This is a genomic window from Streptomyces sp. NPDC001135 (assembly GCF_053598395.1).
On sequence record NZ_JBSFKD010000042.1, the window covers coordinates 22,753 to 34,766 of the forward strand.

At 69.6% G+C, this 12,014-nt stretch carries 12 protein-coding genes; all 12 read right to left on the reverse strand.

Annotation, left to right across the window (positions count from 1 at the left end):
• Positions 1–33: 33 nt before the first annotated feature.
• Positions 34–279: an ATP synthase F0 subunit C gene (gene atpE / locus ACWC94_RS36385; protein ID WP_450801556.1), complete on the reverse strand. Its 246-nt coding sequence runs from the start codon at positions 277–279 to the stop codon at positions 34–36.
• Positions 280–355: 76 nt separating this feature from the next.
• Complete coding sequence (gene atpB, locus ACWC94_RS36390) at positions 356–1,126, reverse strand: F0F1 ATP synthase subunit A (protein ID WP_450801604.1); 771 nt, start codon at positions 1,124–1,126, stop codon at positions 356–358.
• Between the two features lie 273 nt (positions 1,127–1,399).
• Positions 1,400–1,837: a hypothetical protein gene (locus ACWC94_RS36395; RefSeq protein ID WP_450801557.1), complete on the reverse strand. Its 438-nt coding sequence runs from the start codon at positions 1,835–1,837 to the stop codon at positions 1,400–1,402.
• Between the two features lie 302 nt (positions 1,838–2,139).
• Entirely contained in the window at positions 2,140–3,462 is a 1,323-nt protein-coding gene (locus ACWC94_RS36400; RefSeq protein WP_450801558.1) for an MraY family glycosyltransferase, read from the reverse strand.
• A gap of 150 nt (positions 3,463–3,612) precedes the next feature.
• Positions 3,613–4,851 (reverse strand): serine hydroxymethyltransferase, encoded by a 1,239-nt coding sequence (locus tag ACWC94_RS36405; protein WP_450801559.1) that lies wholly within the window; start codon positions 4,849–4,851, stop codon positions 3,613–3,615.
• A 107-nt stretch (positions 4,852–4,958) separates the two neighbouring features.
• Positions 4,959–5,639, reverse strand: coding sequence for an arsenate reductase/protein-tyrosine-phosphatase family protein (locus ACWC94_RS36410; RefSeq protein ID WP_450801560.1), 681 nt, complete (start codon positions 5,637–5,639; stop codon positions 4,959–4,961).
• Entirely contained in the window at positions 5,636–6,283 is a 648-nt protein-coding gene (locus ACWC94_RS36415) for an L-threonylcarbamoyladenylate synthase (protein ID WP_450801561.1), read from the reverse strand. Before ACWC94_RS36415 ends, ACWC94_RS36410 begins: the two co-directional genes overlap by 4 nt.
• A gap of 61 nt (positions 6,284–6,344) precedes the next feature.
• Positions 6,345–7,190: a peptide chain release factor N(5)-glutamine methyltransferase gene (gene prmC / locus ACWC94_RS36420; RefSeq protein WP_450801562.1), complete on the reverse strand. Its 846-nt coding sequence runs from the start codon at positions 7,188–7,190 to the stop codon at positions 6,345–6,347.
• A 51-nt stretch (positions 7,191–7,241) separates the two neighbouring features.
• Positions 7,242–8,309 carry a peptide chain release factor 1 gene (gene prfA, locus ACWC94_RS36425; protein WP_450801563.1) on the reverse strand — a complete coding sequence of 356 codons (1,068 nt, stop codon included), beginning with the start codon at positions 8,307–8,309 and terminating at the stop codon, positions 7,242–7,244.
• 107 nt (positions 8,310–8,416) lie between these two features.
• Positions 8,417–8,638: a 50S ribosomal protein L31 gene (gene rpmE, locus ACWC94_RS36430; RefSeq protein WP_015657814.1), complete on the reverse strand. Its 222-nt coding sequence runs from the start codon at positions 8,636–8,638 to the stop codon at positions 8,417–8,419.
• A gap of 170 nt (positions 8,639–8,808) precedes the next feature.
• Positions 8,809–9,942 (reverse strand): LCP family protein, encoded by a 1,134-nt coding sequence (locus ACWC94_RS36435; protein ID WP_450801605.1) that lies wholly within the window; start codon positions 9,940–9,942, stop codon positions 8,809–8,811.
• Positions 9,943–10,138: 196 nt separating this feature from the next.
• Complete coding sequence (locus ACWC94_RS36440; protein WP_450801564.1) at positions 10,139–11,926, reverse strand: trypsin-like serine protease; 1,788 nt, start codon at positions 11,924–11,926, stop codon at positions 10,139–10,141.
• Positions 11,927–12,014: the final 88 nt, after the last annotated feature.

Sequence of the window (12,014 nt, forward strand, 5' to 3'; positions counted from 1 at the left end):
GCCTTTCGTCGAAACGTGTCGGTGGGTGGTTGATTACCGACCGAACACGAACGGCATAACGATGCCGATGAGGGCGAGCGCCTCACAGAACGCGAAGCCGAGAATCTGGTTGGCGCGGATCAGACCGGCCGCCTCGGGCTGGCGGGCCAGGGCCTCGGTGCCCTTGCCGAAGATGAAGCCGACGCCGATGCCGGGGCCGATCGCGGCGAGGCCGTAGCCGATCGAGCCGACGGAACCGTGGACACCAGCGGTGGCGGCGAGGGTCTCAAGAGCGGACATGCCGGTTCTTCCTTCTCTTTACTGGACCGGTGGGGGTTGGCCACCGGACGTCTGGGGGTTGGCGGGGTGGTACGGCTCAGTGGTGCTCGGCGAGAGCGCCCTGAATGTAGGAGCAGGCCAGCAGCACGAAGACGTACGCCTGGACGGCCTGGACGAAGAGCTCGAAGAGGATCATGGCCACCGTCATCACGAAGGAGACGCCGGCGCCGACGACCAGCCAGCTGTTCAGCAGGTACCAGGAGGCCACGGTGAACATGACCAGCATCAGGTGACCGGCGAACATGTTGGCGAAGAGTCGCACCGCGTGCGTGAACGGGCGGACCAGCAGGTTCGAGAAGAACTCGATGACCATGACGAGCGGAAGCACGCCGCCGAGCGACTTGTCGTAGCCCGTCACGTTCTTGAAGAAGCCGACGAAGCCGTGCTTCTTGAAGGTCAGCGCGACCCAGGTGATGTAGACGATCGCGGCGAGCACCGCCGGGAAGGCGATGACCGAGGAGACCGGGAACTGCGCCAGCGGGATCACGGACCAGACGTTCATGATCCAGACGAAGAAGAACAGCGAGACCATGAGCGGGACGTACTTCTCGCCCTCCCGCTTGCCCAGGGTCTCGTACACGATGCCGCGGCGCACGAAGTCGTAGCCGGCCTCGCCGACCATCTGCAGCTTGCCCGGGACGACCTTGGCCTTGCCGAAGGCGGCCCAGAAGAAGGCGATGATCAGCACGGTGGTGACGAGCGCGAGCAGCATCACCTTGTTGAACTCGAAGCCCCCGACCGTGACCAATGGCTTGAAGAGGAAGGACTGCAGGCCCGGGGCCGGGAAGCCGCACCCGTTGTCGGACATGATCCGACAACTCCAGTCAAAGGCGAGCTGGGTCTGGTCAGCACTCACCGCGGGCTCCTTCGGCGTGACGCATGGGTACGGCAACCTCGTTGTGTCGGCGCGGCACACGGCCGCGGATCGGCACCGGACTGGTGTTACGGATGTGGGGGCGGCCGGAGGGCATCGAGCCTCGCGATCGAGCAGGCGTCAGCTCGGATGCCCGCGCCCGCGATGCCGCAGTTGGCACCGGACGATAGCAGGAGATCTCACAGCCCTTTATCCCGCCCCTACCCCTCACGACGACGGCCCTGTCTTCTCGGGCTTCTCGCTCTTCCCGGAGTCCGGATCGATGTAGAAGATCTTGGCCTTCAGGTGCGCGCGCGCCTGCGCGGCCATCCACACGACGGTCGCGACGACGAGCGCCGCGGCGAACGTCTTCGCGTTGAAGAGAGAGGTGTCCTTGAAAACAGCGACGAAGATCAGGAGAAGCAACAGCTGAGCGACGTACAGCAGCAGCCCCATCATCTGGAACAGCTGCGGGAGCGTTTTTGCCGTCCACTGCAGCACGTACAGGCCGATCCCCATGAACAGGATGGCCAGCACCGTGCCGACGGCCGCACCGAGCGCACCCTTGCCCCCCGCGACCGCGGCGCTCACGGCGACGGCGATCGCGCCTGCAGCCGCTGTGGGCACAGCGATCCGCAGAAGGTTCCGGGCGTCATTGGACGGCATGGCGGCAACTCCGCTTTCACAAGGGGGCAGGGTGTCGTCATGGACGAGCGTAGTCCCGGGCTGAGCGATCGAGATCTCACACCAATGGACCGTCGCACTCAGGTCCTTCGGCTCTATCCGGGGTTCTCGTGAACCGTATCACAAACTATTTGATGAGGTCTTTACCTGCTAGGTGTGCTTGCTGTCACACATGAGAGTGACAGTGCGCGTCTGTGCAGAAACCGCGCCCACTTGTCTGGTATTGGGGGCTTTGCACCCCCACGAGTTGGCAATGCTCTAGTCAGATTCTTACCCTGAGCGTCTTAACGGCGGTCAAGGAAACGCGAACGGGGGCCGATCGCGGTCGCCCCGTTGACGCCCGAAACCCCGGCGGGCACACGGGTCCGCTCCGGGGTCTCCTGAGCCCCCTCCGGCTCCCCCGCCTCCGTGGCCACGGCAGCCGCCGCCACGGCGCCACGCCGGCGGCGGTAGCGCGGGGGCACGAACCGCTGTGCCCAGACCGGGACCCGCGGCGTGAAGCGCGGGAGCAGCAGCAGGACCAGGCCGACCGCGCTGAGGAAGACGATGCCGAGCACGATCCACATGGATGCCGAGTTCACCGAGTACGCCAGGGCGCCGAAGGCGATCAGGGCCGACCAGAAGTACATGATCAGCACCGCCCGGCTGTGCGAGTGCCCGATCTCCAGCAGCCGGTGGTGCAGGTGGCCGCGGTCCGCGGCGAACGGCGACTGGCCGCGCCAGGTACGGCGGACGATGGCGAGGACCAGGTCGGCGGTGGGCACCGCGATGATCGTCAGCGGCAGGAGCAACGGGATGTAGACCGGCACGGTCTGGTGCACCGCCGCCTTCTCCGAACCCGCGTACAGGTTCAGCGCGTCCGGGTCGAGCTGGCCGGTGATCGAGATCGCGCCGGCCGCCAGCACCAGGCCGATCAGCATCGAGCCGGAGTCGCCCATGAAGATCCGCGCGGGATGCATGTTGTGCGGCAGGAAGCCGAGGCACATGCCCATCAGGATCGCCGCGAAGAGGGTCGCCGGGGCGGCGGCCTCGATGCCGTACGACACCCAGACGCGGTAGGCGTACAGGAAGAACGCGGCCGCCGCGATGCAGACCATGCCGGCCGCGAGGCCGTCCAGGCCGTCCACGAAGTTCACCGCGTTGATCGTGATGACGACGAGGGCGACGGTCAGCAGCGTGCCCTGCCACTGCGTCAGCGCCACGTTCCCGACGCCGGGGATGGGCAGCCACAGGATCGTCAGACCCTGCACGACCATCACGCCCGCGGCGATCATCTGGCCGCCCAGCTTGATCAGCGCGTCGATCTCGAACTTGTCGTCCAGGACGCCGATCAGCCAGATCAGGGCCGCGCCGGAGAGCAGGGCCCGCGGCTCGTTCGACTTCGAGAAGACCTCGTTGAGGTTGGTCAGGTGGTCCGCGACCAGCAGGCCCGCGCACAGCCCGAAGAACATGGCGATACCGCCGAGGCGCGGAGTGGGCTCCCGGTGCACGTCACGTGCCCGGATCTCCGGCATCGCCCCGGCCACGATCGCGAACTTCCGTACCGGCCCTGTCAGCAGATACGTCACCGCGGCCGTGATACAGAGCGTCAGCAGGTATTCACGCACGGGCTTCCCCACAGGTCTCGCTGGCCATCACAGCCCCACACCCTAGCGACGGACGTATACGGATGAGGACTTCCGGGTAGCCACGATGGTTGCACGGGTGGCTGTGGACCACGGCGCACCTCCGGATGTACGGGGTCCGCCTACCCCCCTTCAGCCGGGATACGGCGGAAAACCGGCCGTGAGACCGCGCACCTCGTCCCGGGCCGTGGCCGGATCGGTCCCGGCGCGCAGCACGGCCGCCATGAGCGCCGCGATCCGCACCATCTCGGCCTCCCCCATGCCCTGGGTGGTCACCGCGGCCGTGCCCAGGCGCAGACCACGGCCGTCGCCGTGCGGCAGCGCGCAGCAGTCCAGGACGATCCCTGCGGCGGCGAGCCGGCCGCGCGCGGTGCGGCCCTCCACCCCGAGCGGGGCCGGATCGGCGGTGATCAGGTGGGTGTCCGTGCCCCCGGTGGTGACGGCGAGGCCCTCGGCGGCCAGGTGACCGGCCAGCACCCGGGCATTGGCGACCACCTGACGGGCGTACGCGGCGAACGCCGGGGTTGCCGCCTCGCCGAACGCGACGGCCTTCGCGGCGATCGTGTGCATCTGCGCACCGCCCTGGGTGAACGGGAACACCGCCCGGTCGACGCGCTCGGCCAGCTCGCTCCCGCACAGGATCATCCCGCCGCGCGGCCCGCGCAGCACCTTGTGGGTGGTCGCGCACACGATGTCGGCGTACGGCACCGGGTTCGGGGCCGCTCCCCCGGCGACCAGCCCGATGGGATGCGCGGCGTCCGCGATCAGGTAGGCCCCGACCTCGTCGGCGACCTCGCGGAAGAAGGCGTAGTCGAAGTGCCGGGGGTACGCGATGGACCCGCAGACGATCGCCTTGGGCCGGTGGTTGCGGGCCAGGTGCCGCACCTGGTCGTGGTCGACGAGCCCGGTCTCGGCGTCCACCCCGTACCCCACGAAGTCGAACCAGCGCCCGGAGAAGTTCGCGGGCGAGCCGTGGGTGAGGTGGCCGCCGTACGGCAGGCCGAGGGCCAGGACGGTGTCTCCGGGGCGCAGCAGGGCGGCGTAGGCGGCCAGGACGGCCGAGGAGCCCGAGTGGGGCTGGACGTTGGCGTGGTCGGCGCCGAAGAGTTCCCTGGCCCGGTCGATGGCGGCGCGTTCGGCGAGGTCGACGAGCTCGCAGCCACCGTGGTGCCGGGCGCCGGGGTAGCCCTCGGCGTACTTGTTGGCGAGGGGCGAGCCGAGGGCGGCGAGCACGGCCGGCGAACAGAAGTTCTCGGCGGCGATCAGCTGCAGCGTGGTCGACTGCCTCTCCAGCTCGGCCAGGAGGATCTCGGCCATCGCGGGGTCCTGCCGCCGCAGGGCGTCGGTCTCGAGGGTATGGGTGACCGACATGGCGGGCTCCCGGGCGGTCGACGGTGACGTGTTCCCAATGTAGGCCGGGGATGTCCGCTGTGCCCGGTCACAGGGCCGCACGAGAACCCGGGGCTTCGGCGTCGGCGCTACATGCGCGCCGGAACCCCCGTCAGCGCCGTCACCACAGGGTCCAGCGCCTGGTGTATCTCGTCGCCGACGGAGCGGAAGAACGGCAGCGGGGCGCCGTAGGGGTCGTACACCTCGTCCGCCTCCGCGTTGGGGGCGAGCAGCCACCCGCGCAGCGCCGCAGCCGCCCGCACCAGCGCGCGGGCGCGCATGACCACGCCGTCCTCCAGGGGCGGCAGCGTGGTCGGGTCGATCGCGCGGACCAGACGGGTGAACTCCTTGAGGGTGAAGGTGCGCAGACCCGCCGAATGGCCCATGGAGATGACCTGGGCGCGGTGGTCGCGGGTGGCCGTCAGGACGAGGTCCGCCACGATGACGTGCTCGTCCAGCAGCTCCCTGCCGACGAACCCGGAGGCGTCCGCGCCGAACTCCCCCAGCACCGCCTCCGCGTTGGCCTCCATCGGCGCGCCCTCGTGGCCCCAGGTGCCCGCGCTCTCCACGATCAGCCCGCCGCCGAGCACACCGAGCCGCTCCGCGACGAAATGCCGGGTCAGCCGCTCGGTGATGGGCGAGCGGCACACGTTGCCGGTGCTGACATGGAGGATGCGGAAGGTGTCGCGCGGGAGCCCGACGAACGTCGTCGTGATCTCCGCGGCGCGCTCCCCGACGCCTATGCCACGCCCCGCGTCAGGGGCCGTCAATTCGCCACCTCGAGGTCGGGTACGACCTTCCGCAGCTCCTCCGGCGACAGCGCGCCCTGGCGCAGCAGCACCGGCACCCGGCCGGTGACGTCGACGATGGAGGACGGGACGTTGCCCGGGGTCGGCCCGCCGTCCAGGTAGACGGAGACGGAGTCGCCGAGCATCTCCTGCGCGGCGTCGCAGTCCTCCGGCGCCGGGTGGCCGGTGAGGTTGGCGGAGGACACCGCCATCGGACCGACCTCGGTCAGCAGCTCGATCGCGACGGGGTGCAGGGGCATGCGGACGGCCACCGTGCCGCGGGTGTCGCCGAGGTCCCACTGCAGGGACGGCTGGTGCTTGGCGACCAGCGTCAGGGCGCCCGGCCAGAACGCGTCGACCAGTTCCCAGGCCAGCTCGGAGAAGTCCGTGACGAGGCCGTGCAGGGTGTTCGGGGAGCCGATGAGGACGGGGGTGGGCATGTTGCGGCCCCGGCCCTTGGCGTCGAGCAGGTCGGCGACCGCCTCCGAGGAGAACGCGTCGGCGCCGATGCCGTACACCGTGTCGGTCGGCAGCACCACCAGCTCACCCCGGCGGACAGCGGACGCGGCCTCGCGCAGACCCGTCGCGCGGTCGGTCGCGTCGTTGGTGTCGTATCGCCGTGCCATGTCTAGCGGGCCTCCTCGTACACGTAATGCGGGACTTCTGAGAACACTGCCATCGGGGTGCTCACGGCAGCGCCTTGCGGGCGGTCGCGAACCGGGGTCGGTTGTTGAGGTCGGGGTGGTCGGCCGCGTCGGCCCAGCCCCGCTCCTCGGTGAAGATCCACGGCACCTGACCGCCCTGGGTGTCGGCGTGCTCGATCACGACGACCCCGCCGGGGCGGAGCAGACGGTGTGCGGTGCGTTCGATGCCCCGGATCAGGTCGAGGCCGTCCTCGCCGGAGAACAACGCCAGCTCCGGGTCGTAGTCACGGGCCTCCGGGGCGACGTACTCCCACTCGGTGAGCGGGATGTAGGGCGGGTTGGAGATGACCAGGTCGACCTGCCCGTCCAGGTCGGGGAACGCCGTCAGGGCGTCGCCCTGGCGCAGGTCCACCCTGGATCCGGCCACGTTCTTCCGCGTCCACACCAGGGCGTCCTCGGACAGCTCCACGGCGTGCACGCGCGAGCGCGGGACCTCCTGGGCGAGGGCCAGCGCGATGGCGCCGGAGCCGGTGCACAGGTCGACGATGCACGGCTCGACGACGTCCATGGCGCGAACGGCGTCTATGGCCCAGCCGACCACGGACTCGGTCTCCGGCCGGGGCACGAAGACGCCCGGCCCGACCTGCAGCTCCAGGTAGCGGAAGTAGGCCCGGCCGGTGATGTGCTGCAGCGGCTCGCGCTGTTCACGCCGGGCGATGACCTCCCAGTACCGGGCGTCGAAGTCCACGTCCTTCACGGAGTGCAGTTCGCCCCGCTTCACGCCGTGCACGAACGCGGCGAGCTCCTCCGCGTCGGTGCGCGGCGAGGGCACGCCGGCGTCGGCCAGCCGCTGGGTGGCCTGGGCCACCTCCGCGAGCAGCAGGTTCACGCGAGTCCTCCGTGTCGTACTCGTACTTGCGCGCGTACGTGTGTACGTGTGTTACGCGGCGGCGAGCTTCGCCGCCGAGTCGGCGTCGACGCAGGCCTGGATGACCGCGTCGAGGTCGCCGTCCAGGACCTGGTCCAGGTTGTACGCCTTGAAGCCGACACGGTGGTCCGAGATGCGGTTCTCCGGGAAGTTGTAGGTGCGGATCTTCTCGGAGCGGTCGACCGTGCGGACCTGGCTGCGGCGGGCGTCGGCGGCCTCCCGCTCGGCCTCCTCCTGCGCCATGGCGAGCAGCCTGGAGCGCAGGATACGCAGAGCCTGCTCCTTGTTCTGCAGCTGGCTCTTCTCGTTCTGGCAGGAGGCGACGACCCCGGTCGGCAGGTGCGTGATGCGCACCGCGGAGTCGGTGGTGTTGACGGACTGGCCGCCCGGGCCGGAGGACCGGTAGACGTCGATCCGGAGGTCGTTGGGGTTGATCTCCACGTCCACCTCCTCGGCCTCGGGAGTCACGAGGACACCGGCGGCGGAGGTGTGGATACGACCCTGGGACTCGGTGGCCGGCACACGCTGCACGCGGTGCACACCGCCCTCGTACTTCAGTCGCGCCCACACGCCCTGGCCGGGCTCCAGCTGACCGCGGGCCTTCACCGCGACCTGCACGTCCTTGTAGCCGCCCAGCTCGGACTCGGTGGCGTCGATGACCTCGGTCTTCCAGCCGACGCGCTCGGCGTAGCGCAGGTACATGCGCAGCAGGTCGCCGGCGAACAGGGCCGACTCGTCACCGCCCGCGCCCGCCTTGATCTCCAGGATGACGTCCTTGTCGTCACTCGGGTCGCGCGGGATCAGCAGGAAGCGCAGCTTCTCGGTCAGTTCCTCGCGCTGCTTCTCCAGGTCCTTGACCTCGGCCGCGAAGTCGGGGTCGTCGGCCGCGAACTCGCGCGCGGTCTCGACGTCGTCGCCGGTCTGCCTCCAGGAGCGGTACGTGGCGACGATCGGGGTGAGCTCGGCGTAGCGCTTGTTCAGCTTGCGCGCGTTCGCCTGGTCGGCGTGGACCGACGGGTCGGCGAGCTTCTTCTCCAGATCGGCGTGCTCGGCGACGAGTTCGTCGACGGCCTCGAACATCTTGGGCTCCTGTACTGCGGGGGAAGGGCTGGCGGGCGACCAAAAACGCCGGTCCCGGCGCACACCCCGGTAGGGCGTACGGCCGTGGACCGGCGATTGGGGGCTCGCTACTTCTTGGAGCCGGCGGCCTTGCCGAAGCGGGCCTCGAAGCGGGCCACACGGCCACCGGTGTCGAGGATCTTCTGCTTGCCCGTGTAGAACGGGTGGCACTCGGAGCAGACCTCGGCCCGGATGGTGCCGGACTCGATGGTGCTGCGGGTGGTGAACGACGCGCCGCAGGTGCAGCTGACCTGCGTCTCGACGTACTCGGGGTGGATGTCGCGCTTCAAGGTGTCTCCTAGTTTCGGGAGGGCGCCGGGTCGCAGCCGCGGGATGCGGAAGCGTGAACCGGAGCCGACGTACCAGTCTGCCAGGACTGGGGCCATCCCCCAAAACCGGGGGCCACTGTTCTTTATTCCCCGGGGATTCCCCGAGAGGGTCGCGCGGTGCCCCGCACCCCTCAACCGCTCACCACACCCTTGGCCTCCCCCGTGGCCGTGCCCTTCGTGGCCGACTTCGGGACGGACCGGTCGTTCTTCAGGGCGTCCCAGACCAGCTGGGCCTTCCGCTTCTCCATGAGCACCCGGTTGGGGTTGGCCGGGTCGTACTGGACCGGCATGGTGATCATGGTCATGTGCTTCGGGCCGATGCCCTTGAGGCCGTCCGCGAAGTCGATCAGGGAGTTGACCGAGCCGAGGTCGGAGTCGGTGGTGACGGTCTTCGTGGCGGTGTCGGCGAGGTCGTACAGCTTCTTCGGGCTGGTGAGGACGCCGACGTGCTTGACCTGGCCGAGCAGTGCCTTGACGAAGGCCTGCTGGAGCTGGATGCGGCCCAGGTCGGAGCCGTCGCCGACGCCGTGCCGGGTGCGGACGAGGCCGAGGGCCTGCCGCCCGCCCAGGGTGTGGGTGCCGGCCGGCAGTTTCAGGTGGCTCTGCGGGTCGTTGATGCTCTTCGTCGTGGTGACCGGGACGCCGCCGAGGTCGTCGATCAGCTTCTGGAAGCCGGCGAAGTCGACCTCGAGGTAGTGGTCCATGCGGATGCCGGTGATCGACTCGACGGTCTTCACCGCGCAGGCCGCGCCGCCGGTGCCGTAGGCCTCGTTGAACATCACGCCGGTCGCGGCCGGGTGCAGGGTGCCCTTGGTGTCGGTGCACCGGGGCCGGTCGATCAGGGTGTCCCGCGGGATGGAGACCACGCTGGCCTTCTTGTGACCCTCGTAGACGTGGACGATCATCGCCGTGTCGGAGCGGGCGCTGCCGTCGTCGGTGCCGCCGCCGAGCTTCTTGTTGGCGCCGGAGCGGGTGTCCGAACCGAGGACCAGGATGTTCTCGGAGCCGTTGTCGAGCTTCGAGGGGCGGTCGTTGCCGAGGGCCTGGTCGATGTCGACGCTCTTGATGTTGCCGTTGAGCTTGAAGTACAGGTACCCGGCGCCCACACCGCCCAGCACCACCACACCGGCTGCCGTCCAGGCCGTGGCGAGCAGGGCCTTGCGCCGTGTGCTGCGGGCCTTGCGCCGGCGGCCTCTGCCGCGCGGACGGGAACCGGTCTCCCCCGGCTCGGGTATGACGGGCTCCGGCGTGCTCTGGGCGGACAACATCGCTCCTAGGTCTCGTCGGTCGGTTACCCCCTGCGGTCAGGGTCAGGCGCGGTCGGTACCGCTCCATCGTCGCTCCGTAGGGTCAGACGGAGAAACTCGGGAAAGAGTTGCACAACGCAAAGTGCCCATCGCGTACGGCGATGGGCACTCTGTGTAGTCACGCGGTGCGGGCGCACCGCGCTCACCTGCGGCTTCAGCCCCAGATGTCGTACGCCTGGAAACCGGTCCCGACCGAGATCCTTGTGGCAAAGATCTCGCTTGTGGCCTTTCCGGTGCCCTTGTACAGGTACAGGGTGCCGCCCGGGGTGCGGGCCAGGAAGTCGGCCTTGCCGTCACCGCTCACGTCACCGACCGCGTCGAAGGCGTTGTAGCCGGTCCAGGCGCTGCGCACCTTGATGCGGGCGGAGAAGGCGCCCGAGCCGGACTTGCCGGTGCCCTTGTACAGGTACAGGTCGCCGGTGCTGGACTGGCGGGCGAGCAGGTCGGCCTTGCCGTCGCCGGTGAGGTCGCCGTGGCCGCGCACCGAGTTGTACTGGTTCCAGCCGGTGCCGACCTCGGCCCGGGAGCCGAAGGTGCCGTTGCCGTTGCCCGGGTAGAGCCACATCGTGCCGCCGGAGTCGACGGAGAGCACGTCGGGCTTGTAGTCCCCGGTGAGGTCGCCCGGGACGACGATCCGCTGGCGCGTCCCCCAGCCGCTGAAGATCTTCGTCGTGGCCCACGAGCCGTCCGTGCGGGCGCTGTTGAGGACGAAGTGGTCCCAGTACACGTCACCGGTGGAGCCGACCCGGTACACGAAGTCCTGGTAGCCGTCGCGGTCGAGGTCGGCCTGCAGCACCAGGTTGGCGCCGCTCCAGTCGCCCAGGGAGAGGCGGGAGCCGAACGAGCTGCCGGTGGAGTCCTTCTCGTAGCCGGTCTTCGTGGCGGAGCTGCGCACGAAGAGGTCGGCCTTGCCGTCGGTGTAGCTCAGGTTGGTGTCGTCGATCTGCGGGTAGGCCGCGCCGGCGTACGTGGAGACCTTGGTGAAGACGCTGTAGTAGCCCTTCTCCACGCAGTCCTTCACACCCCAGGAGACGACACCCACGATGCGGCCGCCCACCACGAGGGGGCCTCCGGAGTCGCCGTTGCAGGTCGCCTGGGTACCGGTGTCACTGCCGGACTGCGTGCCCGCGCAGACCATGTGCCCCGCGACGAACTCGCTGCCGTACACGCCGGTGCAGGTGCTGTCCGCGTGGAGGGTCAGCGTGGTGGTCCTCAGCGTCTGGGAGATCTCGTCGCTGGTGGAGCTGGTGCGGCCCCAGCCGTAGACCGTGGCGCTGGTGCCGCCGGCGTAGGAGGCGGTGTCCCCGGAGGTGGTCATACGGATCGGCGTGGCACCGACCGGGACGTCCAGGGTGAGGACGGCGATGTCGTTGTCGATGGTCGTCGCGCTGTACGACGGGTGGTTCCACTGGCGCAGGACGCCGGTGGCCTGGCCGCCGTGCAGGTCCGTGCTGCCGCCGGCGTCGGTGGTGGGCTGCTGGTCGGTGCCGGTGACGACGGCGCCGAACTTGCTCCAGTCGTATCCCTTGACGCAGTGCGCGGCGGTGAGGATCTTCGTCGGCGCCACGACCGAGCCACCGCAGAAGAAGCCGACGTCGTCACTGGTGTCGGTGGTGCCCTTGTCGTCGAAGTACCAGAGCTGGGCCATCCAGGGCGCCGAGGAGATGGTGGTCTCGTTGCCGCCGATGATCTTCGGCGACACGGCCGACGGGCTGCTGCCGCTCGTGGCCGACGAGCCGGTGGCGCCGGCGCCCGCGATCCGCTTCTCCAGGGTGGCCTGGGACGGCTGAGCGACGACGGGACCGCTGCTCGGCTTCGGCAACGCGGAGGCGGCTCCGGCGGAGGTCGTCATCAGCGCGGCGGTGACGGCTGCGGCGACACCGGCCGCGGCGAGGGGCAGAGCGAGACGTATACGGCGTCTGTGCCGCCCGGGCAGGGGCATGAGCAAGGGAGTTCCCCCCAGGGGAGAGGTGCGGGTCCGGTGGGGCGCCTGATGCGTCCCGTACCTCTCAGCGCCAAGAGGCCGCCCC

Bases quoted from the DNA above. Each gene is read 5' to 3' on its own strand.
- atpE (WP_450801556.1), bottom strand. From the start codon at position 279: ATGTCCGCTCTTGAGACCCTCGCCGCCACCGCTGGTGTCCACGGTTCC.
- atpB (WP_450801604.1), bottom strand. From the start codon at position 1,126: ATGTCCGACAACGGGTGCGGCTTCCCGGCCCCGGGCCTGCAGTCCTTC.
- ACWC94_RS36395 (WP_450801557.1), bottom strand. From the start codon at position 1,837: ATGCCGTCCAATGACGCCCGGAACCTTCTGCGGATCGCTGTGCCCACA.
- ACWC94_RS36405 (WP_450801559.1), bottom strand. From the start codon at position 4,851: ATGTCGGTCACCCATACCCTCGAGACCGACGCCCTGCGGCGGCAGGAC.
- ACWC94_RS36415 (WP_450801561.1), bottom strand. From the start codon at position 6,283: ATGGCACGGCGATACGACACCAACGACGCGACCGACCGCGCGACGGGT.
- prfA (WP_450801563.1), bottom strand. From the start codon at position 8,309: ATGTTCGAGGCCGTCGACGAACTCGTCGCCGAGCACGCCGATCTGGAG.
- ACWC94_RS36440 (WP_450801564.1), bottom strand. From the start codon at position 11,926: ATGCCCCTGCCCGGGCGGCACAGACGCCGTATACGTCTCGCTCTGCCC.